20 protein-coding genes are annotated in these 24,467 nt (G+C 38.5%); 5 read left to right on the forward strand and 15 right to left on the reverse strand.

Annotated features, from left to right (window positions below):
- Positions 1-7: 7 nt before the first annotated feature.
- Both argC and acsA read right to left on the reverse strand, forming a co-directional pair.
- Positions 8-1,042, reverse strand: a complete 1,035-nt coding sequence (gene argC / locus C9J31_RS17645) for an N-acetyl-gamma-glutamyl-phosphate reductase (protein WP_193767167.1) — start codon at positions 1,040-1,042, stop codon at positions 8-10.
- Between the two features lie 269 nt (positions 1,043-1,311).
- Positions 1,312-3,039 (reverse strand): acetate--CoA ligase, encoded by a 1,728-nt coding sequence (gene acsA / locus C9J31_RS17650; RefSeq protein ID WP_420798448.1) that lies wholly within the window; start codon positions 3,037-3,039, stop codon positions 1,312-1,314.
- Between the two features lie 342 nt (positions 3,040-3,381).
- Between acsA and C9J31_RS17655 the strand changes: the two genes are divergently transcribed.
- From C9J31_RS17655 to C9J31_RS17665, 3 genes are read left to right on the forward strand one after another with little or no spacing between them, the layout of a single operon-like run.
- A complete protein-coding gene (locus C9J31_RS17655; protein ID WP_107923370.1) occupies positions 3,382-4,014 on the forward strand; it encodes a GNAT family N-acetyltransferase in 633 nt (210 codons plus the stop codon).
- A gap of 23 nt (positions 4,015-4,037) precedes the next feature.
- Positions 4,038-4,685 (forward strand): acetoin utilization AcuB family protein, encoded by a 648-nt coding sequence (locus C9J31_RS17660; RefSeq protein WP_107951287.1) that lies wholly within the window; start codon positions 4,038-4,040, stop codon positions 4,683-4,685.
- On the forward strand, positions 4,685-5,845 hold the full coding sequence (locus C9J31_RS17665) for an acetoin utilization protein AcuC (RefSeq protein ID WP_107951288.1): 1,161 nt from the start codon (positions 4,685-4,687) through the stop codon (positions 5,843-5,845). The genes C9J31_RS17660 and C9J31_RS17665 overlap by 1 nt, the downstream gene beginning before the upstream one ends.
- Before the next feature lie 131 nt (positions 5,846-5,976).
- Here the strand turns inward: C9J31_RS17665 and ccpA are convergent, their stop codons facing one another.
- Together ccpA and C9J31_RS17675 are read right to left on the reverse strand one after the other, a co-directional pair.
- A complete protein-coding gene (gene ccpA, locus C9J31_RS17670; protein ID WP_107923367.1) occupies positions 5,977-6,981 on the reverse strand; it encodes a catabolite control protein A in 1,005 nt (334 codons plus the stop codon).
- A 420-nt stretch (positions 6,982-7,401) separates the two neighbouring features.
- Positions 7,402-8,487 (reverse strand): bifunctional 3-deoxy-7-phosphoheptulonate synthase/chorismate mutase, encoded by a 1,086-nt coding sequence (locus C9J31_RS17675; protein ID WP_054767247.1) that lies wholly within the window; start codon positions 8,485-8,487, stop codon positions 7,402-7,404.
- A 171-nt stretch (positions 8,488-8,658) separates the two neighbouring features.
- Here C9J31_RS17675 and C9J31_RS17680 point away from each other — a divergent pair, with 171 nt between their 5' ends.
- The gene (locus C9J31_RS17680; RefSeq protein WP_107951289.1) at positions 8,659-10,815 is read left to right on the forward strand and encodes a cell division protein FtsA; all 2,157 of its coding nucleotides are present in this window, start codon (positions 8,659-8,661) and stop codon (positions 10,813-10,815) included.
- Positions 10,816-10,877: 62 nt separating this feature from the next.
- Here C9J31_RS17680 and C9J31_RS17685 read toward each other — a convergent pair whose 3' ends face one another.
- From C9J31_RS17685 to C9J31_RS17725, 9 genes are all read right to left on the reverse strand, one after another.
- Complete coding sequence (locus tag C9J31_RS17685; protein WP_054767246.1) at positions 10,878-11,372, reverse strand: YtxH domain-containing protein; 495 nt, start codon at positions 11,370-11,372, stop codon at positions 10,878-10,880.
- Between the two features lie 132 nt (positions 11,373-11,504).
- Positions 11,505-12,011: a DUF948 domain-containing protein gene (locus C9J31_RS17690; RefSeq protein WP_107951290.1), complete on the reverse strand. Its 507-nt coding sequence runs from the start codon at positions 12,009-12,011 to the stop codon at positions 11,505-11,507.
- Positions 12,012-12,249: 238 nt separating this feature from the next.
- Positions 12,250-13,548 (reverse strand): UDP-N-acetylmuramate--L-alanine ligase, encoded by a 1,299-nt coding sequence (gene murC, locus C9J31_RS17695; protein ID WP_107923364.1) that lies wholly within the window; start codon positions 13,546-13,548, stop codon positions 12,250-12,252.
- Between the two features lie 232 nt (positions 13,549-13,780).
- Positions 13,781-17,002 carry a DNA translocase FtsK gene (locus C9J31_RS17700; RefSeq protein ID WP_107951291.1) on the reverse strand — a complete coding sequence of 1,074 codons (3,222 nt, stop codon included), beginning with the start codon at positions 17,000-17,002 and terminating at the stop codon, positions 13,781-13,783.
- 211 nt (positions 17,003-17,213) lie between these two features.
- Positions 17,214-17,828 carry a YtpR family tRNA-binding protein gene (gene ytpR, locus C9J31_RS17705; protein WP_107951292.1) on the reverse strand — a complete coding sequence of 205 codons (615 nt, stop codon included), beginning with the start codon at positions 17,826-17,828 and terminating at the stop codon, positions 17,214-17,216.
- Complete coding sequence (locus C9J31_RS17710; RefSeq protein ID WP_107951293.1) at positions 17,825-18,649, reverse strand: DUF1444 domain-containing protein; 825 nt, start codon at positions 18,647-18,649, stop codon at positions 17,825-17,827. The genes ytpR and C9J31_RS17710 overlap by 4 nt, the downstream gene beginning before the upstream one ends.
- 334 nt (positions 18,650-18,983) lie before the next feature.
- Positions 18,984-19,502, reverse strand: coding sequence for a hypothetical protein (locus tag C9J31_RS17715; RefSeq protein ID WP_054767244.1), 519 nt, complete (start codon positions 19,500-19,502; stop codon positions 18,984-18,986).
- Between the two features lie 94 nt (positions 19,503-19,596).
- On the reverse strand, positions 19,597-20,118 hold the full coding sequence (locus C9J31_RS17720) for a DUF84 family protein (RefSeq protein WP_107923361.1): 522 nt from the start codon (positions 20,116-20,118) through the stop codon (positions 19,597-19,599).
- Between the two features lie 59 nt (positions 20,119-20,177).
- Positions 20,178-21,254, reverse strand: a complete 1,077-nt coding sequence (locus C9J31_RS17725; protein WP_107951294.1) for a M42 family metallopeptidase — start codon at positions 21,252-21,254, stop codon at positions 20,178-20,180.
- A gap of 164 nt (positions 21,255-21,418) precedes the next feature.
- Here C9J31_RS17725 and C9J31_RS17730 point away from each other — a divergent pair, with 164 nt between their 5' ends.
- Entirely contained in the window at positions 21,419-21,733 is a 315-nt protein-coding gene (locus tag C9J31_RS17730; RefSeq protein WP_107923359.1) for a hypothetical protein, read from the forward strand.
- Positions 21,734-21,876: 143 nt separating this feature from the next.
- Here C9J31_RS17730 and C9J31_RS17735 read toward each other — a convergent pair whose 3' ends face one another.
- Positions 21,877-23,103, reverse strand: coding sequence for a carboxylate--amine ligase (locus C9J31_RS17735; RefSeq protein WP_107951295.1), 1,227 nt, complete (start codon positions 23,101-23,103; stop codon positions 21,877-21,879).
- 497 nt (positions 23,104-23,600) lie between these two features.
- A complete protein-coding gene (locus tag C9J31_RS17740; protein WP_107923357.1) occupies positions 23,601-24,464 on the reverse strand; it encodes a YtnP family quorum-quenching lactonase in 864 nt (287 codons plus the stop codon).
- Positions 24,465-24,467 lie beyond the last annotated feature (3 nt).

Raw genomic sequence — 24,467 nt, forward strand, 5'->3', positions numbered from 1 at the left:
ATGCCTATTAAATGAAAAATGGCACAACATCAAGTCCTGTCGTTTGCGGTAAGCCAAACTGAACGTTCATATTTTGAATTGCTTGGCCTGCTGCCCCTTTGACTAAATTGTCAATGACAGCAACTATTGTGGCGCGTTTTGTACGACTATCAACCTTTACAAAAATATCGCAGTAGTTCGAGCCCCTTACACGATTCGTCGCAAGACTATTCACATCTGTTATAATTCGCACAAACGGATGCTTTTCGTATGTAGCTCGTAAACAAGCGACCAATTGACTCTCTGTTACATCTGGCATCATAGGTGCATATGCTGTCGTTAAAATACCACGCGTCATAGGCACTAAATGTGTATTAAAGGAAATCGCTGTATCCACACCCGCAAACATGGAGATGGCCTGTTCAATCTCTGGAATATGTTGATGTGTATTTGTTTTATAGATGGAGAAGCTTTCATTAACTTCACTAAAATGGGTCGTCTGTGATGGCTTATTACCAGCACCTGAAATACCACTCTTTGCATCAATTACTAGAAAGTTTGAATCTATCAATTTTTCTTTTAATAATGGTAAAAGTGAAAGCAAGACTGCTGTTGGATAGCATCCTGGATTTGCAATGAGAGAAGCATTTTTCACATTGGCTGCATTCCATTCTGTTAAACCATAAACACTTTGCTGAATGATTTCTGGTGGTGCAGCTTTTTTACCGTACCACGCTTCATAGCTTGCTGGATCTTTTAACCGGTAGTCACCTGACAAGTCAATTAACTTTGGACCTTTTCCTACCAATGGCGGTAATAGCTCACTTGTCACGCCAGAAGGGGTACTCGTAAAGACAACATCAAATTTCTCTAATGTCTCATCATCAATTTTTTGCAATGGCGTATCAGCTATATTAACTAAATGTCCAAACTTTGAAGAAAATACAACACCTTCTTCTGAGGATGTAAATAAATCAATGTGCTCCACTGCCTGATGATTATGTAAAAAACGAATTAGTTCCAATCCGCCATATCCTGTTGCGCCAACAATTCCTACTTTCACTGCACTCACCTCTGAAATAAGTTAAAAACAGTATACGTCTGTATATTTATTAAGTCAACTGAATTTTTATTTATTACTAGTATTTTCTTAATACTCTGTTAGAAAAGTATTATATTCCTACTCGCTATCACATATTCAGAAAAAAGAAGGCGGGAACTCCTTCGCTAACCGAATGAATTCCCGCCTTATCTTTATGCATCTTTCGAATAAAGATCACTGATGCTTCAGTGTCAGCACGTCCAAATGCTGAATTGTGCACTACTAAACTATTAATCTTCCATTGTAGAAAGATCTCCTGTTGGTAAATCTAACTCCCATGCTTTTAACACACGGCGCATAATTTTACCGCTACGAGTTTTTGGAAGCTTTTCTTTAAATTCAATTTCACGCGGTGCTGCATGAGCCGACAGACCTTTCTTTACAAAATCACGAATATTGTCAATCAGAGCATCAGACGGCTCAATACCCTCACGTAAAGATACGAACGCCTTAATAATTTCTCCACGTACTGGGTCCGGCTTACCGATAACACCTGCTTCGATTATGTCTGGATGCTCAAGCAGTTTACTTTCCACCTCAAACGGTCCAACACGTTCTCCAGCTGTCATAATAACATCATCTACGCGTCCCTGGAACCAGAAGTAACCTTCATCATCCATATAAGCAGAATCTCCAGATACATACCACTCACCTTTCAAGAAGTATGATTCATAACGCTCTGGATTACCCCAAATTTGACGCATCATGGCTGGCCAACCCCGACGCACCGCCAAGTTCCCCATTGTGAATGGTGGAACTTCCTCACCCGCATCATCCACAATTGCGGCGTGTACACCTGGTAATGGTTTTCCCATTGAACCTGGCTTGATATCCATACTTGGGTAATTACAGATCATATGTGCGCCTGTTTCAGTCATCCACCATGTATCATGAATACGGTGCCCTAATTCCTCGTAACCCCAGCGAATAACCTCAGGATTCAAAGGTTCTCCTACTGATAATACGTGTCGGAGGGATGACAAATCATAGTTTTCTAGCACGCCACTACCTGCACCCATTAACATACGGAAAGCTGTTGGTGCACTATACCACACTGTTACACTATAATCCTCAATTGCCTGATACCAAGCCTGTGGTGAGAATCTTCCGCCTACAATCAACATTGTGATACCATTTAACCACGGCCCGAAAATACCATAAGATGTACCTGTTACCCAACCTGGATCAGCCGTACACCAGTAAATATCATCCTCACGTAAATCAAGCACCCATTGTGTCGATTGATACTGTTGGAGCATTGCATTATGTACATGCAATACGCCTTTCGGTGCACCGGTTGATCCAGATGTATAATGTAATATCATACCATCCTCACGGTCTACCCATTCTATATCAAACTGAGAAGGAGCCTCTTTCAAGCGTTTATTGAAATCTAAAATTTGTGTCGTTTCATCAATGTCAGTACCCACTAAAAATACGTGCTGCAAATTTGGTAACTTAGCTAAAGGTACACGTTCAAGCAACTCTGGCGTTGTTACTAATACTTTCGCATCGCTATCAGAAAGTCGATCATACACCGCTCCTTCCATAAACGCTTCGAAAAGTGGTCCAACTATCACACCCATTTTTAATGCGCCTAATAATGTGAAATACAGCTCTGGCGAACGTGGCATAAAAATAAATAAGCGATCGCCTTTTTCTAGACTTGTCGCAGATTTTAATACATTCGCAGCCTTGTTTGTTAACTTTTTCATTTCATTGAAAGAATATGCCTCTTTACGCTTACCATCATTGTAATAAAGAGCTACTTTGTTCTTACGAATTGTTTCCGTATGACGATCAATTGCCTCATAAGCCATATTCACTTGGCCTGTTTCAAACCAACTAAATGCCTTTTCTGTCTCTGCCCAATCATGTGTTGCTGCTACATCCTCATAATCAGGCAAATTATACTGCAGTGGTAAAGCTTTTAATTTCTCCATCGTTTTCATCCCCATGAAATTACCCCTTTCTTTGCTTTCGCTTTAGTACATTAGTAAGCAAATTTCAAATCGATTGCGCATCGATATTCCCCTTAAAATTCGCCACCTTCTCCAAAGAAAAATACGTTATGTAGCAATTGTTATAGAACAGTTTATGCAATAAAAATTGATTGAATGCTTATTCAACAGCATTTATCTGTTAAATAACAGTTGCAATATAAATCTATTTTACACGAATTTACTATAAATGTCTCAATATTTTTATTTTTCCGAAAACGTAGTTATAATTTACAAAAATAAGCGTTTTTACGCGAGAAATCAGCTATAATGGAATTATTAAACTCAGGTGGTGTATCTATGGAACATAAAAAAACTTTTTTTTCTGTTACTAAGGAAACAAAGCATGGTACTGTGTATGTGGAAGGACCTGTTCCTCCAGAAAAATTAGCTACATATTCATTCCACGAAGGCTTGGTTGCCTTTAGACCTCCAAAGCAACAACAGCAAGCCATAATTGAAATTGCAGGACTCCCTGAAGGACGAATTATTATAATTCGTAAAGAAAATATTATTGTAGGTTATGTTACCTATCTATACCCCGATCCACTTGAACGTTGGGCTGAAGACCGAATTGATAATATGATTGAGCTAGGGGCTATCGAAGTAATCCCAGCCTACCGTGGAACAGGTACTGGTAAAACACTGTTGGCCGTGTCTTTTATGGGGGATGAAATGGAAGATTATCTTGTTATTACAACTGAATACTATTGGCATTGGGATTTAAAAGGAACTGGTTTAAATGTATGGGATTATCGCAAAATGATGGAGCGCATGATGAGCTCCGCTGGCTTTGAATATTTTGCGACAGATGACCCTGAAATCACATCACATCCTGCTAACTGCCTGATGGCACGTGAGGGGAAACGCGTGCCACCCGAAACAATGGAAAGATTTGATCGACTTCGTTTTAGAAATCGCTTCATGTATTAAAACCACACAAAGGGGATGAGTATATGATCGTAGAAGAGATTATGAATGAACAGCCGTACACATTGGCTCCAACAAATACTGTGCTAGAAGCATTAAAATTGATGCGGGACAAAAAAGTCCGTCATATACCTGTCGTAGATGAGGAGCGTCATGTTCTAGGCGTTATCACGGAGCGAGATATTAAAGAGGCATTACCTTCCTCATTGCGTGATGAACCCAATTCACCAGTTTTTAATGCTGCTGTCGAAGGAATCATGGTGAAAAATCCACTTGTAGGCCACCCGCTTGATTTTGTCGAAGAAGTTGCGCTCACTTTTTATGAATCTAAGGTAGGTTGTTTACCAATTGTGTCAGGTGGAAAATTAGTCGGCATCGTGACAACAACTGATTTGCTCTATACATATATTGAGCTGACTGGTGCCACTGAACCAGGTTCTAAAATTGAAATACGGGTATCTGATACACCGGGTATCTTGTTTGAAATCACGAAAATTTTCAATGCACATCATGCAAATGTCCAAAGCGTCTTGGTTTACCCTGATTCTGAAAATACCCTCAATAAAATATTAAGTGTCCGAGTAAAAACACTAAATCCGTTAACTATAATTGAAGACCTTCGTAAAGAAGGCTTCGATGTCTTATGGCCAAATTTACCAGGTGTTTCTTTATAATGAAAAAGGCCGTATTTGTTTATTCGCCAGAGCAACTCGGATATAAATTTTCAGATACACACCCTTTCAATCATAAACGTTTGACGCTAACAATGGATTTACTAAAAAATATCGGTGCGCTCAATGATATAGATATTGTTCCAGCACGTGTTGCAACGGAAGAGGAACTCTTACTTGCACACGATCCTAAATACATTGACATCGTAAAAAAAGCAGGACATGGTGAGCTAACCGAGGCACAAGGAAAAAGCTATGGCATCGGCACAGAGGATACGCCTATTTTTAAAAATATGCATGAAGCAAGTGCTCAGCTTGTCGGCGGGACATTAACAGCTGTGGATTATGTCATGGAAGGAAAGTCTGAGCATGCCCTAAACCTCGGTGGCGGGCTACATCATGGTTTCCGTGGACGCGCTTCGGGTTTTTGTATTTACAATGATAGTACAGTGGCTATTCGTTATTTGCAGGAGAAATACAAGGCACGTGTGCTGTATGTAGATACCGACGCCCATCACGGAGACGGCGTGCAATGGAGCTTTTATGAGGACCCTGATGTTTGTACTTTATCTATACATGAAACAGGGCGCTATTTATTCCCGGGGACAGGCAATATCACAGAACGTGGCAATGGCCAAGGTTATGGTACTTCATTTAATTTTCCAATTGATGCCTTTACTGAAGATGAAAGTTTCCTAGATATATATGAAAAGGCTATGCGAGAAGTCTTTGAGTTTTTTAAACCAGATGTTGTCTTAACTCAAAATGGGGCGGATGCACATTATTTTGATCCCTTGACACATTTATATGGCACTATGAATATATATAAAGAAATTCCTAAGCTTGCACATAAATTAGCGCACGAATATTGTGGAGGAAAATGGATTGCAGTCGGTGGTGGTGGATACGATATTTGGCGCGTTGTTCCAAGAGCATGGTCTATACTATGGTTGGAAATGACCGATCAAGAAATGCCAACAGGTGCTCTACCTCAAGCTTGGTTAGACCGCTGGCAACCAGAAGCACCTGTGCCCTTTATACCAACATGGGAGGATCCAAATCCTCTCTATGAGCCAATCCCACGAAAGGCCGAAATTGAAGAAAAGAATGCACAAATGTTAGACAAAGCGTTACATATTATACGCATGGAAAAACGGGTTTAAAAAAGTAAAGCCTCATGATTAATCATGAGGCTTTTTTAATTAGCGGTGAATGACTTCTATCTGTCACTTCTAGAGTTCTATCCGCGAGTTCAAGGGTTCTATCCGTCACTTTCACAGTTCTATCCACTAACTTATTTACTTTTTACAGATTGTCGCTGTTCAATGCGATACGGTAAAATAACTTTCTCATTTTCAACAGGCTCTTTGCTCATTAATTTTGTTAGTAGACGCATGGCTACAGCGCCGATATCATATAGGGGCAATGCTACACTAGTTAGTTGTGGACGCACCATACGTGCTAGCTTAGAGTTTTCAAAACTGATGACCTCGATATCATCTGGCACACTTTTACCTGCATCCTGTGCACCGTGAATCAATCCAATTGCCAGTTCGTCGCTACCTGCAAAATAGGCTGTTGGAGGATTATCAAGTGAAGACAGTGTTTCCCAAGCCTCTATTCCTGTGTCATAGTTAGATTCCTCTGCAACAATAAGTGATTCATCTATAGTTAAACCTGCATCTTGGAGTGCTTTTTTATAAGCTTCAAGCTTGAATTTACTATTAATCGTATAAGTAAGTGGTCCTGTTACAAAGCCAATTCTTGTATGGCCATTTTCAATCAGTAATGTAATTGCCTCATTGGCCGCCTGGAAATAATCAATATTCACTGTTGCGATTGTTTGCGATTCATCCACCGAACCTGCAAGTACAATCGGCACAGGTGAATGATCCATCGACTGTCGCATTTTTTCAGTGACCTCATCGCTCATCATCACGATACCGTCCACTTGTTTACCCAGCATTGTATCCAGTAGTTGTAACTCTTTATCTTCATTTTGGTCTGAATTGGCTAAAATGATATTGTATCGATACATAGTTGCAATATCCTCCACACCTCGTGCAAGTTCCGCGTAAACATTGTTTGCAATATCCGGGATAATCACGCCAACTGTTGTTGTTTTCTTACTTGCTAAACCTCGCGCTACTGCGTTCGGACGATATTCTAATCGTTCAATTACTTCTAAAACTTTTTTTCGTGTTGCCGGTTTTACATTTTGGTTACCGTTGACTACACGAGAAACTGTTGCCATGGAAACATTCGCTTCACGGGCAACATCATAAATTGTAACAGTCATCGTACGTGCCTCCCTTTTTTCCTTATATAGCCTTATCATACGATAATTTTCATATCATTTTCAAGAACTAGTAAGTGTATGTATTGAAAAGCCAAGTACAAATAGTACTATTATAGACATTATTTTGTCACCAAAGAATACTTTTGTACTTTTATTCAAGAAATGCTTACAATCTGCTACAAATTGCTAATCATTCATTATACAAAATTTCTTTTTGATAGAGTAAAACTTCAAACAGCGAGGGTTCTCTATCCTCAGTGTTTGTTAGTTGAACCAATCTGGCTTTTACGGTCAGTTGCTCCGCCAGCCTTATAAGTACCATGCTTATCATTCAACTTGCGTTGGGCTTCTTACTCGTCTTTAATACGGGATAAAAAAAACCGTTTGTCAAAAATGACAAACGGTTTTTAACTTTAAAAATTATGCATGAATCTCATGATTCTTCATGAACTTTTGTAACGTATCGTAGAATGCATCGAATGTCGGAATATCCATTTGTTGTTGTGAATCAGAAAGTGCTACAGATGGATCTGGATGCACCTCTGCCATTACGCCGTCTGCGCCGATAGCAATTGCTGCCTTCGCACATGGTAATAGTAAATCACGTCGACCAGTTGAATGCGTAACATCTACAAATACCGGTAAATGTGTTTCTTGTTTTAAAATTGGAACGGCTGAGATATCTAATGTATTACGTGTTGCTTTTTCATACGTACGAATACCACGTTCACAAAGGATGATGTTTTCATTCCCTTTAGACATAATGTACTCTGCAGCATGAATGAACTCATCAATCGTTGCCGCTAAACCACGTTTTAAAAGGACAGGCTTGTTCGTAGCACCCGCAGCTTTTAATAATTCGAAGTTTTGCATATTACGCGCTCCAATTTGGATAACGTCAATATATTCTAGTGCTTCTTCTAAATGACCTGGTGTGACAATTTCAGTAATTACACCTAAACCATACTCTTCAGATACACGTTTTAATATTTTAAGACCTTCTAAGCCAAGACCTTGGAAGTCATATGGAGAAGTACGCGGTTTATATGCACCACCGCGAATAAGTTTTTCGCCTTTAGCCTTAATAGACTCTGCTACAGCTGCTACTTGTTCATATGATTCAACAGCACAAGGACCGAATACAAAAGATGGTTTTCCTTGGCCAATTAGTTCACCGTTAATATTTATAATTGTATCTGCTGATTTTTTCTTACGAGATACCAGTAATTCTTTCTTTTTATCTGCTTCTAATTGTTTTAGTGCTGTTTTGAAGATTTGTTTAAAAATATAATCAACCGTCATTTGGTTTAATGGTCCGTTGTTATGTTCTTTAATCAGATCAAGCATGTGTCGTTCACGCAGTGGATCATAACGATTCACACCTTGTTTTTCTTTAATTTTACCGATTTCATCTACTACTGCTGCACGTTCGTTAATTAGACGAAGAATTTCTAAGTTTAAACCGTCAATTTGACTACGTAAGCTTTCTAAATCTTTCTGGCTCATGCTTCTTGCTCCTCTCCCATGACAGACACTTTCAGAACTCTGAAATGTATGTTACATTTTTAGATATTAGCATTATTATAATCAATGTTGTTCAGAATGTCACGCATTTTTAATTTAGCGCTTCAACTCGCTAAATTATTTTGAGATATATCAAGGAAGGAAGCGATTACATTGAGTTCAAAATTATTTGCGCTTGATATCGGTACACGTTCTGTTGTCGGCATTATTTTAGTAGAAGATAATGATCATTTTCACGTACAGGATATTTTAGTAAAAGAGCATAAAGAGCGCGCCATGGTGGATGGTCAAATACATAATGTCATGTATGTGGCAGATTTAATCAATGAAATTAAACATGAGCTTGAAGAACAGCATGGCCCTTTAACAAAGGTCAGTGTAGCAGCTGCAGGTCGCTCATTAAAGACCGAACAAGCGAGTGTGACAATTAGTATACGCAATCGGCCTATTTTTACAGAAGAAGATATTAGCCGTTTAGAATTACAAGCCGTTCAGCAGGCGCAACAGCAACTTTTACAGCAGAAAGAGGATGCAAAAACGAGCCACTATTACTGTGTAGGCTATTCTGTCCTTTATTATCGACTAGACGGTGAGGAAATCGGTAGTCTGCTTGATCAACAAGGAGATGAAGCTCAAATTGAAGTGATTGCTACTTTCCTGCCACGCGTAGTCGTAGAATCACTCATTGCAGCTCTAAAGCGTGCTAATTTAGAAATGGAAGCACTCACATTAGAACCGATTGCTGCTATCAATGTACTCATCCCGGCCACGATGCGTCGCCTTAATGTTGCGCTCGTCGATATTGGCGCAGGTACATCTGATATTGCGATTACTGATAAAAGTACAGTTGTGGCCTATGGGATGGTGCCAACAGCAGGTGATGAAATTACGGAAGCGCTTAGTGACCACTATTTACTCGACTTTCCAGTAGCAGAAACGGCGAAGCGTCAACTGCAAACTGAGGACGAAATCTTAATTCAAGACATTTTAGGTTTTGATCAATATTTTGCTAAAGTCGAAGTATTAAAAGCCATTGAACCTGCTGTAAAACAACTTGCACAGGCAATTGGGGAAGAAATCTTACGTCTCAACAATCGGACTGCTCCTAAGGCTGTCATGCTAGTAGGTGGCGGGAGTTTAACTCCGGATCTTACAACAGAACTTGGACTTGTGCTCGATTTGCCTACAAATCGTATTGCAGTACGTGGCGTTGACGCCATCCAAAACTTAACAAAAGAAGAACATATTAAGCCTTCACCTGAACTAGTGACACCTATTGGGATTGCCATCGCCGCAAAAAAAATGCCTATCCAATATATGAGCTTAACTGTTAATGAACAAGTTGTAAGGTTATTTGAATTAAAGGAAATGACAGTTGGAGACGCATTTTTAGCGGCCAACATTCGTGCCAAACAATTGTATGGCAAGCCCGGTCATGGTTTATCGGTGAGCGTCAATGGACAGGATATTTTCATCCCAGGTGGCCACGGACAACCAGCACAAATTTTAGTCAATGGTCAACAGGCCTCAACTAAAACCACTATTAAAACAGGCGATGCCATCCACTTGATAGAAGGTCAGGACGGTCAAACAGCAAAAGCTACAGTTAGAGATATTGTGGATGATGCAGCTATTAAAACCGTAACTATACATACCACTGAGTATGTGATTGAACCAAAAATTACGGTCAATGGTGCACTTGCTTCACTGGATACTTTGTTAAACGATCGTGATGTTATTGCCTTCGAGATAGCTGAAACAGTTGAGGATGTATTTAACTTTACAAATAATCAGGATTTACTAAAGCGGTTTGAATCTTATTATATTCATGTAGATGGTAAGCCCTTATATTTACCTGAGTATTCTTCCCAGTTATTAATTAACGGCAAGCCCTGCAAGTTGTCGTACGCAGTCCAAAACGAAGATATAATTCAATTTCAGCAACAAGCATTACCAACTGTTCAACATATTGCTGATCAGATGAATATTTTACTCGAGGATAAAATTATTATTCACTTCCAAAATGAAGTTTTAGAGCTAAATAAAAATGCTCATGAAGTGTTCGTCAATCAGGCTGTCGTACCACCGCTTTCTACCGTACCAAATGGAGCGACCATTTCATTTAAAGAAAAAGATCAAAGTCGATGGATTTATCAGGATGTGTTTCGTTTCTCTAGCTGGCAACTCCCTACTACATTTAAGGGAAACTTTACGATACTACGAAACGGTCAGCCCGCAAGTTTTGACACGGAAATATTCGGTGGCGATAAATTAGAAATTTTACTGGAAGAAGCGCACCTATCATTGTAATAAAAAAAAAAGGGATACAGAACGTCTTTGATATGACGTATTGTATCCCTTTTCGTTAGTTTTTACGCACGAACTTCTTCTGCTTTGTCTTCAGTAGCCTGCTCTACAGCGTCCTCTGCCTTTGCGTCTGTTTTATCGGTAAAGTCTTCAAGTGGTTCTTCGCCCTCAAATGAAACAGTACCATCGTCAAAAACAGTTGGCGCTTTTGCAGTTTTCAATGTTTTCACTTTTTCTACCAATTGTGTAGATTGCTCTTGAATTTGTTTTGATAATTGTACAGTTTTATCTTTTGCCGTTAATGATAAATCTGCACTCTTGTCTTTTAAGTTAACAGCTTGTACTGCCACATCACTACGTAAATCTTTCCCTGGTTTCGGAGCTAGTAATAAGCCTGCAGCTGCCCCTACAATACCTCCAACTAATGCGCCAATGACAAAATCTTTCATGTTCACACGCTCCTCTTCATAGATTGATTCTTGTGAATGATAAAGCTGTGGCAATGAACTTTCTAATTGTTGTTCTTTCACTTCATTAAAATTCGGCTTTTGAGTTGTCATGCTACTATTCCTCCCCATTTATCTAATTCGCCTTGGCGTATTTATGCCAGTAACTTTTGTGTCCGGCAAATAAACATACGCGTGAGGCTTTATTTTTATTCAGTTGGCAGTTAAACGCCATCCAAATAATAATTATTTTTTACGACCCCATTTTCTTTTCGGCTTGTCCTCATATACTGTTTCGTAAGAAGATGGGTCATCTCGCACAACTTCTGGAGCCTGCTCGATTATTTTACGCTTCTTCCACTTATCAGCAATGCCCATTGCAACATTACTCCACTGCACAACCTGTGCGATTTTTTCTTCATTTTGCTCAATATTTGTTGAAATAGATGAAGTAATTTGCTGTACCGAAGTATTTAAACCGTTCACAGAGTCTCCAATTCCTTTGACTGCATGAACAACAGAATTTAACTGTTTGGATTTATCTTGAATATCCTCAGCTAAGCTATTTGTTTTCGTTAATAAGGAAGTCGTTTCGCGTGTAATACCTTCCATTTGTCCCTCGATGCCTGCTAAAGTACCCGCTAGGTTGTTAAGAATTGATTTGAGCGAAAATAGCGTCATACCAATGCTCACACATAAAACTAAAAAACCGATTGCGGCAATAATTGCAGCAATATACAAAATAACTTCCATAATCAAGACCTCCCGCTAGTAAGAATTACGAATACTATTACTATTACTTTCCCTATCTTCGACAAAAAAAACTGAATTCCTTCTCATTTTTGAGAAAAAACAGCTTATTCCTTGCGGATTAAGCTGTTACATTGTTCTATCATTTTGGCTAAAAGTAATATTGCTACTTTTAGTCGCATGAACTTTTACATGTCCTGATACATTTCACTGTCCTTTTGACAAATAAAACAGGTATGAATCATTTTAGCAAGGCTTCAAAAGCATCTTGGAATTTGTGGACATCTCCAGCGCCCATAAATAAAAATACTGCGCCTTCATGCTTCATTAACACTTCGATACCTTCAGTAGTTATCACAGCACTTCCCTCAATCAGTGAAGCTAAATCTTGGATTGAAAGGGCACCTTGTGTCTCCCTTGCCGAACCGAATATATCACACAGGTAAGCTGTATCTGCAAGGCTTAGGCTATCAGCAAAGTCTTGTAAAAAAGCTTGTGTACGTGTAAATGTATGCGGCTGGAAAATAGCTACAAGTTCACGTTCAGGAAATTTTTGACGAGCCGATTGAATCGTTGCACGAATTTCCGTTGGATGGTGTGCGTAATCATCTATTAATACATTATTGCCAATATCCGTTTCAGTGAAACGTCTTTTTACACCTTTATAGGTGTTCAAACGTTCTTGAATAATCTCTGGAGATATACCTTCATATTGACAAAGTGTAATGACAGCTAAGGTATTTAATACAGCATGATCTCCAAATAACGGAATGAAGAAAGTGCTATAAAACTCATTACGAACAAATACATCAAACGTTGTTCCCTTTGTAGTCTTCTCAACATTTCGTGCTTCAAAATCATTTTCAGCACCAAATCCATAATAAACAACAGGTACTTTTGCTTGAATTCGTTGAAGATGTTCATCATCACCACATGCAATGATGGCATTTTTTACTTGTAACGCCAGCGATTGGAAAGCTGAATATACATCTTCTATGTTTGCGAAATAGTCTGGATGATCAAAATCAATATTAGTCATTACGGCGTAATCTGGATTATACGCTAAAAAGTGTCGACGGTATTCACATGCTTCCATCACAAAGAAGTCAGCACTCTCATGCCCAGCACCAGTGCCATCACCGATTAAATACGATGTTGGTTTATAGCCACCTACAACATGGGCCATTAAACCCGTAGTAGAAGTTTTACCATGAGCACCCGTAATTGCAATTGAAGTGTAATTCCCAATATAATCGCCTAAAAACTTGTGATAACGAATAATTTCGACACCAATTTCACGTGCCCGTACTAATTCTGGATGTTCATCAGGAAACGCATTTCCTGCAATTACCGTCATACCTTGTTTAATATTATCTGCATTAAATGTAAAAATTGGAATATTACGATCACGTAACGGTTGCTCCGTGAAGAAATACTTGTCAATGTCTGAGCCCTGTACTTGTTCACCAGCATCGAATAAGATTTGTGCAAGTGAACTCATGCCAGAACCTTTAATGCCTGTGAAATGAAAAACTGTCATTAATTAAACCCCCCGGGAAATACTAAATCCCATCTATCATCTATTAGGTGTATCGTATTTTTTATGCTCTAAATATTAGGTATTAATACCTTTTCAAGCACAAAAAATTACGTACTGTTCAAAACATCTTGTCTATTATAGCACTATTTATGCATAAGGATAAATGTGCAACTTTTCTAAAAAAACTAATTTCGACGAAAGTCAGATAATCTGTACGAAAACACTGCAATTATTATTCAAACATAGCAATTAAATCTTGCTCAGTTATATAACTTTCACGTGGTTTACTCCCTCTTGCCTCTGACACAAAACCATGAGATTCTAACATATCAATTAATCGTGCAGCACGGTTATAACCGATATGATACTTACGTTGAATAAGAGACGTAGAGGCCCCACCTTGTTCATAAACAAATCTGCAAACATCCTCAAACAAATCATCCTGCTCTGCGGACACTTCAATTTTCTTTAAGAGCTCCTCTTGATCGAAGATGTAATCAGGTTCACCTTGCTCACGAACATGGTCTATGATCGCCTCTATTTCATCATCCGTCACAAATGTCCCTTGCAAACGTACAGGCGCAGACATTCCATTACCTAAATATAGCATATCGCCTCGTCCAAGTAATCTTTCTGCTCCTTGCCCATCTAATATTGTCCGCGAATCTATTTGTGAAGATACCGCGAAGGCAATACGTGTGGGGATATTTGATTTGATAAGCCCTGTAATAACGTCTACAGACGGTCTTTGTGTCGCAACAATTAAATGAATACCACAAGCACGTGCCTTTTGGGCAATACGACAAATCGCCTCCTCCACATCTGCAGGAGACATCATCATTAAATCTGCTAGCTCGTCAATGACAATTAAAATATACGGTAATTTTAAACTGTGTTCATTATTTTTATCAGCTAGTGCATTATAACGCGTAATATCGCGCGCACCCGCATGTGCAAATAACTGATAACGACGCTCCATCTCCTCAACTGCCCATTTTAATGCCGCCGTTGCAGCCTTAACATCTGTAATAACTGGACTGACTAAATGAGGAATATGGTTGAACGGAGCAAGTTCTACCATTTTTGGGTCTATTAGCATTAGCTTTAACTCATGTGGTGCAGCCTTATATAATAAGCTAACCAAAATGGAATTAATACAAACTGATTTCCCTGAACCCGTAGCCCCGGCAATTAAGCCGTGTGGCATTTTTCGTAAATCAATCGTTACAGGCTTTCCTGTTAAATCAAGCCCCAGTGCTGCTTCCAGTGGCGAATCCGATTCGAGGAAGGAGGCACTATTTGTCACTTCTGATAAACGAACAGCACGAGACACGCGGTTTGGAATTTCTATGCCAATAGAGCTTTTACCAGGGATTGGTGCCTGAATTCGAATGTCCTTTGCTGCCAATGCCAGCTTCAAATCATCTGCTAGGTTACGAATTTTACTAACTTTTGTTCCATGACTGACGGTTATTTCAAATTGCGTGACGGCTGGACCTTGCATAATGGATTCAATTTGAGCGGATACCTGGAAATAAGAAAGAGCTTCGACTAATGTATCTCCTTGTTGCTCCATCCACTCAGTATCTTGCGTTTTTTCCTCAGGTGGTTCTAAAAACTCCTCACCTGGCTTATGATACACTTTGACTGGTTTCGGAGTTGTAACAATTGGCTCCTCCTTTTCAGACAAGGTTGCGGCTATTTGACACTGTTCTTGTAAATCTTCTTCAACTACTTCAGAATTGCCCGTAACACCTGCCACATCAATCTTTTCCTCTACAAGTGCTTGATCAACAATTACCTCCGTATCCATGAATGTAGTTGCTGAAATTTCATCGGATCCTTCCACTACCATCGCAGTATTTTCTACCGACGACGGGCGAATCATTGTTGCAACTGGTGACATAGTAATTTCCGCTACATCTTCTAATGTTGGATTTGCAGATTCCTTATTTGGAAGGGGTAACTCTGTTTCCTTCACCACAAACGATGTTGTGTGCGCTGACTCTTCTTCCGTTGATTTTACGATTTCATTATTAGGTATAGGATCAGTCGACTCAACGATTTTATTATTTGGAATAAGTTCTGTAGACTCAACGATTTTATTATTTCGAATTGACTCAGTCGACTCCACAATAGGCTCAGTCTTATGAGTTTCGTCACTTATAAATGACGGTGTTACTTTAAGCTGTTGGCGGTTTTGCCACTTCTCTTTATCTGTTTTTAACATTAAAACATTAAAAGGAATACGGCTTTTTTCTTGCTTAATAGTTGCTTTATCAGCTTGCTCATCTAAGCCCTCTTGCTCGATTTCTTCATCCGTGGTTGGCTGTACAACTGTCACTTCACCAATGTGAATTGTAGAATTTTCGATTTGTACTTGTTCCACAATAACTTCTTTAACATGAATATCCGACTCGTTAGCAGAAAGTTGATCGAGAGCGAGTTCTTGCTGTACAGCTTCCTTCACTTGCTCTTCGAAACCAACTGCAAAAGATGACGTTTGCGGTACAGCTGTATTCGCTAAATCATTTGTTTGGGTTATTTCATCTACCTGAACCTCATCAAAGATAATTGGCTGTTGTTCCTCAACCTGAACCTCATCAAAAGTGATTGGCTGCTGCTTCTCATCTTGAACCTCATCAAAGGTTACTGGTTGCTGTTCTTCAAACTGAGCTTCATCAAAGGTTATTGGTGGTTGTGCTGTAGCTTCAATAACGTTAGGCTCCTTAGCCTGATTAATTTCATCCTGTTGTGTCAGACTAGGCACTTTTCCTACTAGTATATTTTCAAGAGCCTCATTTGTTGTCGCTTCTTTTACAGACACAGGTATGGAAGGGATTTCACTATCATTTTCTTCCTTACGTTTATTTAATAATTGTTCAATTGGGCTTGGCTTAGCAAAGCCGTAGACTGGTGAAGGTACATCCGTTGGGACAAAACGTTTACGATTTTGTGGCAAGCTACTATCAACAATCGGTTCTTTCTTAGGCGTAGCTTCCTTTTGAGTCACTGGCTCATATTGCGCATCACGAAAAACCATACGTGCCTTTGAACGATTTTCTTGCTCTGGCTGACTTCGCGTAATTGTCTTTCTGCCAGTGCGCTTCGTACGATTTTCCAAAAGCTCACGAATGCCCGAAACTTCCACATCGTAAACTCGTGAATCTACGATATGATTATGTAAATGCTTCGGTAACGATAAATCTTCAATTTGTCCATAGTAGTTGTCGTCGTTTTGGATGAACATCTCTTTCGATTCTGTTAACGGTTCAATCTCTTCGTCCTCAATTAATGGAAAGCGAAAAGCCTTTTGCTTAGTTGCTGATGTTTCCGTTGGTTGTTGCTGCACTTGTTGTTCCTGATAATTTTCATAGTCATAATCATCTTCATATTCGTATTCATATTCATCTCTATTTATAATTTTATCTATTTGTTTTTTAAACCAATTCACTTTGTTTCACTCATTTCTCTTACACTTCGTTTATAGCGTTGTCTAGGTTTTCAAAAGAGAGACTTTTAAAAACAAAGTCTACGTCTATATAAAAAAGCATACCATAAAAGTGATATAGAAACTTGCATTTATAGGCCCAAGCTTAACAAAAAAATCGTTACGCCACCAGCAACAATGGTAACATAACGATTTTTGAATATATAATATACTTTTAACGAGTTGGTGCTTCAAAAGCACTACCAATTTCCGCTTCTTCCGGTAATACTAAAATTCCCTTTTCTGACGGCGCATTTGGAATCGCTAATTCACGGGCCGAGCATAACATGCCAAATGAATCAACTCCTCGTAAATTCCCTTCTTTAATAAGCATACCAGAAGGCATAACTGCGCCAATTTTAGCCACTACTACTTTTTGTCCAGCTTCAACATTCGGTGCACCACAAACGATCTGTAAGTTCTTTTCACCTACATTCACAGTACAAATACTTAATTTATCAGCATTTGGATGCTTTTCCTTTGTTTCTACATAGCCAACCACGAATTTTGGAGAGAAATCAACATCAAGACTAATTGTAGCGCCATTCTTCGCAATAGCAGCTTCAAGTTGTGCTACAAATGCTGGTGTCACTTCAACATTTCCACGTGCCTCTGTTTGTACATAGTTGCTTGCGTTAAACAAGTTAAAAGCTTTAATCTCTCCAGTTTGTGCTTCTTTTAAAATGGCAATATCACCAGCACGCTCAACCACTGTTTTCACAATAGCCTCTGTCGCTAATTGCACTAATAATACGTCTCCTACATGCTCTTTGTTGTAAAATACATTCATTGTTCTTCTTGCTCCTTTTTCATTCTGTTTTTCGCTAGAATGAAGATTGGTTCTAATTCCCCTTCTTCATAAATAAATGATAACGATGTAATTGGTACTGTGCCTACAGTAAAGAAATGCATTGTCATCTGTGCTAATACATCATAACCTGTTTCATTACGAATATCACCTAGTATTAATACATCTTGGTGGGGAACGGATACCGTCATATCCCCCTCTATTTGAGCACGCATGTCTTTTAAAAAGCCTTCATTTAAAATCCTGCTTGCATCATAGCCATCATTAGCATTCACAAAATAAAAGACATTACCAGCTACTTCATCTTTCTTATAGACAGTTGGTAACTGCTTGACAGAAAAACGTGCCATTTCACGAATTTGCTCTACTGTCAATTGGAGTGCCTCTAGCATTGACTCATCGATAAAACGGTATGTTTTCCCTAAATCAAGTGCATAAAAAACCCTCGTTTCTGCCGTATGTTCTGTAGTGATAAATGCATGCCCCTCTTTTGATGCTTGTGGGTAGGATGTAGCACGTATCACAGGGAAAATTTGCGTAGCTGTTTGGAACCCTTGTTCCATCTCCTGCTCCATTGCTATGAAGGTTTGTTCAATTGTATATACGACTTCGTTGAGAGCCACTTCTTGTTTTTCACTATATTTTGCTAAAATACCTGGTAAGGAAAGATCCATTCCTTTCCCTATTTTTTTATGGTTTAAGCGTAATTTATCATGCTTTTTGTCAAATTCAAAATCGAATTTCTGCTCGTTTAATTGTCTTTTTAACAAAGACACAAGTTGCTCTGATGTTATTTGCTTCACCTAGTACACGTCCTTTCTATCAAATACGTCTCCGTATAAATGTGTGTCTGTGATTAAATAATTGCCCTTAGGCTTGTATTATAGTCAGTCATTCACCAAAGCTATTGAAACACCTATGCAGAACAACTTAGTCATTGCGCCTGTTGCTTCTTCGTTTACCAGCATATACAATAGCATTGTAAAATCTAACATCCACAATTTTATCCTTTTAAAATCCATGACATCAATCATAGTTTTAAATTTTATTCAGCCAACTTTTTGGCGACCCCTGAATAAAGTTCAAAATAAAAAACGGCTCACATGTTTGTCAACCGTTGTGTTCAAAACTATGCAATTATTTAATCTTAACCGAATGAACGATTTTCGTCATCTCATGTAGATTATCTTCAATATTTTTAGCTTGTGAAATGGTCGTCATTTTTACGCCCCCACTACTAACAATTAGCTCAAATTCATTCTCTTTCTCTGTTTTAGAGATAGCTGAAAACCCGAAACTTTCGTCTTTTTCAAAAGTATGCTCTTTGATAATTTCTTTTGAGCTGTCTTCTTTTAATAAATTATAATAAAGTTTGCTGTCTGATTCTTCCCGATCATTGATGAAAAGAATATAAGATTCTTTTCCCTTAGATATTAAAATATTATATTTATCTGAGCTGTCCTCGATTTTGAATTTAGTCGGTAAAAATAATTGAATATCTCCTATTTTATCTGTATGGTCTTCTGGCTTCTCGGCAAAAACAGTTTCCGTTATTTTAAGTCCACTTGCAATTTGTTCATCGACAGATTGATTGCAGCCAGAAAGTCCCAAAATCAAAAGCAGTAAAGTCAATGCTTGTAGCCACTTACGAGACATTTCTATCTTCCTTTCATTGCTAACTTTTTTTTATTTTAAAAAAAATTTAGTAAAGTTGCAACTACTCTGCACCAATATCACTAGTTCAAAGACACTATTCAGCTGCTAATGTGAACAAATATTGTCCAATTAACAGCGCGACAATATGCTCAAACATAGACTGACGACTTACCACATTTTGCGTAAAAATACCTACAGCTCCTGCACCTTGGCGAATATCCAGACGCTGTGTATATGCTTCCATAACAGGACCAAGTTCCTTCCCAGCTCTTATTTCCCGGGCAATTTCCTTTGGCAATATAATTTGTGCACCAGAGGCCGTGAAAATTGTGCCATCCGCTAAGACAAGAGCTCCCCAGTTGCAGATGTACATGTCACCTTCCATTTCAGTAACACCGCCTTCCAGTCCAAAAGATAAAGCTGCACCTGTAGCATGCAATGTATTTTTGGCACGATTTATCGCACCTTGTCTTGTTTCTTCTGTTGTTATAGGTTGGTCAGACACCCCAGAGTCAGCTTTGACATATGTAAAAACAACTTTTTCAAAATATTGTTTAACGATAGCTTCAACTGCTTGAGTTTTTGCTTTATTTGTAGTACCAATCGCTATGTTCATGAATATCCCTCTTTCTATATATAGAAAAAGATGCCTTAATAGGCATCTTTCATTTTACTTTATACATTAGCGCGAATTGACTCTAATGTCGAACGGTCCGCTTTTTTCACTAATTCTACAATTAATGCTTTCGCTGCAGCGTAATCATCAACATGAATAATTGATGCAGAAGTATGAATATAACGTGAACAAACGCCAATGACAGCACTAGGAACACCATCATTTGCAGTATGTACACGACCAGCATCTGTAGCGCCTTGTGATACAAAATATTGATACGGAATATGATTTGATTCCGCTGTATCTAAAATGAACTCACGCATGCCACGGTGTGTTACCATTGAACGATCAAGAATTCGTAACAATGTTCCTTTACCAAGCTGACCAAATTGATTTTTATCACCAGATACATCATTTGCAGGAGAAGCATCTAATGCAAAGAATAAATCTGGTTTAATCATATTTGCTGATACTTGAGCACCTCGTAGCCCAACCTCTTCCATCACATTAGCACCAGAATATAAATGACTAGCTAATTTTTCATTCTTGACTTCTTTCATTAATTCAACCGCAAGTCCACAGCCATATCGGTTATCCCAAGCTTTTGCCATAATTTTTTTGGGATTGGCCATCGGTGTAAAGGGACATACAGGAATGATTGATTGACCTGGACGTACACCGATTGCTATAGCATCATCCTTACTGTCGGCCCCAACATCGATTAACATATTTTTTATATCCATTGGTTTTGCTCGTTCAGCATCTGTTAGTAAATGAGGTGGAATCGAGGACACGACTCCAGGAATTGGACCATTTTTTGTAAACACATCAACACGCTGGGCAAGCATTACTTGATTCCACCAACCGCCTAACGTTTGGAAGCGGATCATGCCGTTGTCTGTAATTGATGTGACCATAAATGCCACTTCATCCATATGACCTGCTACTAAAATTTTCGGTGCATCTGCTACATCACTATGCCTTACACCAAAAATACCACCTAAATTATCTTGAATGATTTCATCAGAGTATTTTTCTAACTCAGAACGCATGAACGCGCGTACTGCATGTTCATCACCCGGTGCGCCTGGTAACTCAGTTAATGTTTTGAATAATTGTAATGTTTCCTCATTCATGATGACTCTCTCCCCACGAAGTAGAATTTTCTTCCTTGCTATTGTATCATATTTATTTCCGAAGTCGAAATATTGATATATTTCATAATAGTCCCCAACTATGAACGTGCATTCACTCTCTGAGCTATGATAAAATGAAGTTATAGGAAAAGGAGGATAAAACCATGAAATTACGCGATTTTTTAATTGGTGTTGCAACAGGCCTAGCCGCCGCAGTCATTATTAAAGAAGCAAGTGAAAAAGTTTCTCCATATGTGCCTGCTGGACAAGTACTTGAAAACATAAAAAAAGAATTTAAAAAGGATGCACCGATAGACGGTTCGTGGATTTATATGAAGACAGATAGTTTCACGAATGGTTTCATGACAATTCCTGTTTACCGTGGTGGTATTTCACGCATGCATGAGGGTGAAATGCAAACATTCGAATTTGCCGCTGATGCTCGTTCTGGCGTTGTTGTTGACCTAACAGAAGTGTAAAGCACTTCAATCAGTGGGCATTTTTTTCATGCCCACTAATTGCTAGTTAAACCTACTCGAGTCAAATTCTAGATTTTTAATCTTTTGCTGCATTTGTACAGAAAAGGGGATGCCTCAAATATATGAGACAGCCCCTTTTCATTTTACTCAGATAGTCCTTTATTATTAAAATACTTTTTGTATTTTCTGTAGTAGTTTAAATTATTTAACGTTAGCTTCACCCAACGTTTCGCATTCATATCCTCATTAAAGTAAAGTGAGTTCGTATACTTCCCTTCACGAATCAATTTTTGCGCTTCTAACTTTAGTTTTTCATTCGATGCATATTTAAAGAGTACACCCTTTGGAATAATCATCCACAAATGCTTGTCCTCGACATAGGTTACATCTTGTTCAATATTTAACATATGGTCATCAGCTACGTATTTCATTAAATTATGACCACTTGCTGTAACATAATAACTTGAGCGGCCGTTACGTAAATTAATTTCAAACAACTTATACTGTTTGTCACGTATATCATATTTCATATCAAAATTTGCAAAACCAGTATAACCTATATCCTCTAAGAAGAAACGAACTTGGTCCATTAATTCTTTATCATATGTTGTAACAATTGCTGCATAACTACCAATACCTTCTGGTGAATGCTCTTCCAAAATAGGGTTACCAAGACACATTAACTTAACTTTACCGTCTTTTCCTACGTACGCATTTAAAACACGCATATAAGAATCATCTCCTGGGATGAACTCTTGAATAATCATTGTATCTTGGTAGGTCGAACTATAGATTGCTTTTAAAATTGCTGTTTTTTCTGCTTCATCATGCGCGATGAAAACTTTTTTCTTTCCTGGAAATTTACAAGCCCAATATTCTACTGAGTTCGATGCCTTTAAAATAATTGGATAATCGAACGGTGGTGTAAAGGAATGATAATTTTCAGCCGTTACCGTTGTCGTCCCTGGATACTTAAAGTTGTACTTCTCACACATTTTATAGAAGTTTTCTTTCAGTAAAATTTCATCCATTAAGGATTCGTCAATATAGGGTACTGTAAAATGCTCCTGTAATGCGGGTTTGTTTTTAATGATTAGTTTTGCATAATCATCACCACAAGCAAGTAGCAGTAATTTTTTATCTGCATATTTTTTTGCCACTTCTGCGAGTGCAGGAACGAATACGTCCTGTTCATTAAGACGATCTATTTCTTGAAAATCTAAGATATGGCTATCCTGTGTAGCCGTTAAATGTGAACGTCCTAGTACGAGTGGTTTAATGCCATATGCTTCGTAAAATGCACGTGCCATGCCATATGCATTCATATCTGACCCTAATAATATTGGTAAAAATGGTTGCTCCATTGCCATCGTTATTTCAACTCTCTTTTGTGTTTTAGTATAGCTTTTAGTGTATCATATTTTCCAAAATGTTCACGAAAAAACCCAAAACAATTTTTCGAAAACTTAGGCTTGCCCTCTGTTGGCGGTATTTCTGCGTCGCTACGCAACTTGTAGGTCTTTGAACAGCAAATGGCCTTCTCTTTGATGATAACGATTAAAAGGAATAGAACGATTTTTCCCGATGGTTATATTATCAAAAAAAATTATGCGCACGTATGAGAGATTTCAGCCACGGCAGTGGAATAGTTCGGCTGACCGAAGCTATTATAAGGGGGCTAGTCGCTCGCGGACTCTTACTGGACAATGTGTGTTATCAATAATCAGAAAGTAGACGTTCTCACATAGCTGAATCATACAAAATTAATGACTTCCCTTTTTACCATTGCGAAATGATTTTTCTACAAATCTATAATTTGTGAGCATAAAAAAACGCGTGAACACAAAGGTTCACACGTTCTCCCTGGTTAGAAAGTAATAACAGCTTGTCTGCTACGTTCTAACTTATCTACAATTTCCTTGCCCGTCGCATCCCATTTAATCATGCGGTAATATGCATCATGATAGAAAATAAATCCATAACCGTTTTCTAGTGCTTCTTTCATAATACCTTCTTTAGCAAATACACTCGTCATTGGATAATCGTCATATGCTAATACCCATAACGGATTCTGGTGAGCATGTGTTGGCATAATATCCGCCATATGCAATAGCACTTCACCATTTTGTGTTAATTTAATGATAGCATGTCCATTGCTATGACCACCTGTATGAATCATTTCGATGCCTGGTGTTACTTGTAATTTGCCCTCATAGGTTTCCACTAAATGTTGTACGGGCTCCCAGTTTTCTTTCCAATACGTGTTTTTCGAGCGAATATTTGGCTTACGCATTTCATCCCATTCAATCTTTGTCACGTAAATTTTTGCATTTGGGAATGTAGGGACTAAAACATTACCTTCCCATTGTGTTAAACCGCCAGCATGATCGAAATGCAAATGTGTCATTAACACAACATCAATATCTGCAGTCGTTAAACCAAGCTCCTGTAAACTATCAGCTAATGTAGATTCCTCAGTTACACCATAGTTACGTAATTGCTTTTCATTTAACTTGTTAAAGCCAACACCTGTATCAATAATATAGTTTTTACCTTCATATTGAATTAAGATAGGCTCGGTTGGTAATTCGATTTGATTTTTTTCATTTACTGGATATTTACGTGACCAAAGTGGCTTTGGTACAACACCAAACATTGCACCGCCATCAAGGCAAGTGACACCCCCGTTTAGCCATGATAATGACATGTTGTGAAACTGTAATTGATCCATCCA

Origin of the sequence: Lysinibacillus parviboronicapiens (assembly GCF_003049605.2) — a bacterium.
GTDB classification, from domain to species: Bacteria; Bacillota; Bacilli; order Bacillales_A; family Planococcaceae; genus Lysinibacillus; species Lysinibacillus parviboronicapiens.

Excerpts from the sequence above, each read along its gene's own strand:
- C9J31_RS17655 (WP_107923370.1), top strand. The coding sequence starts at position 3,382 with ATGGAACATAAAAAAACTTTTTTTTCTGTTACTAAGGAAACAAAGCAT.
- C9J31_RS17730 (WP_107923359.1), top strand. The coding sequence starts at position 21,419 with ATGAAATTACGCGATTTTTTAATTGGTGTTGCAACAGGCCTAGCCGCC.
- murC (WP_107923364.1), bottom strand. The coding sequence starts at position 13,548 with ATGACAGTTTTTCATTTCACAGGCATTAAAGGTTCTGGCATGAGTTCA.
- C9J31_RS17690 (WP_107951290.1), bottom strand. The coding sequence starts at position 12,011 with ATGGAAGTTATTTTGTATATTGCTGCAATTATTGCCGCAATCGGTTTT.
- C9J31_RS17715 (WP_054767244.1), bottom strand. The coding sequence starts at position 19,502 with ATGTCTCGTAAGTGGCTACAAGCATTGACTTTACTGCTTTTGATTTTG.
- ytpR (WP_107951292.1), bottom strand. The coding sequence starts at position 17,828 with ATGAATGTATTTTACAACAAAGAGCATGTAGGAGACGTATTATTAGTG.
- C9J31_RS17725 (WP_107951294.1), bottom strand. The coding sequence starts at position 21,254 with ATGAATGAGGAAACATTACAATTATTCAAAACATTAACTGAGTTACCA.
- acsA (WP_420798448.1), bottom strand. The coding sequence starts at position 3,039 with ATGGGGATGAAAACGATGGAGAAATTAAAAGCTTTACCACTGCAGTAT.
- C9J31_RS17740 (WP_107923357.1), bottom strand. The coding sequence starts at position 24,464 with ATGGATCAATTACAGTTTCACAACATGTCATTATCATGGCTAAACGGG.
- C9J31_RS17720 (WP_107923361.1), bottom strand. The coding sequence starts at position 20,118 with ATGAACATAGCGATTGGTACTACAAATAAAGCAAAAACTCAAGCAGTT.
- ccpA (WP_107923367.1), bottom strand. The coding sequence starts at position 6,981 with ATGACTGTTACAATTTATGATGTTGCCCGTGAAGCGAATGTTTCCATG.
- C9J31_RS17735 (WP_107951295.1), bottom strand. The coding sequence starts at position 23,103 with ATGGCAATGGAGCAACCATTTTTACCAATATTATTAGGGTCAGATATG.
- C9J31_RS17675 (WP_054767247.1), bottom strand. The coding sequence starts at position 8,487 with ATGAGCCAGAAAGATTTAGAAAGCTTACGTAGTCAAATTGACGGTTTA.
- C9J31_RS17665 (WP_107951288.1), top strand. The coding sequence starts at position 4,685 with ATGAAAAAGGCCGTATTTGTTTATTCGCCAGAGCAACTCGGATATAAA.
- C9J31_RS17685 (WP_054767246.1), bottom strand. The coding sequence starts at position 11,372 with ATGACAACTCAAAAGCCGAATTTTAATGAAGTGAAAGAACAACAATTA.
- C9J31_RS17660 (WP_107951287.1), top strand. The coding sequence starts at position 4,038 with ATGATCGTAGAAGAGATTATGAATGAACAGCCGTACACATTGGCTCCA.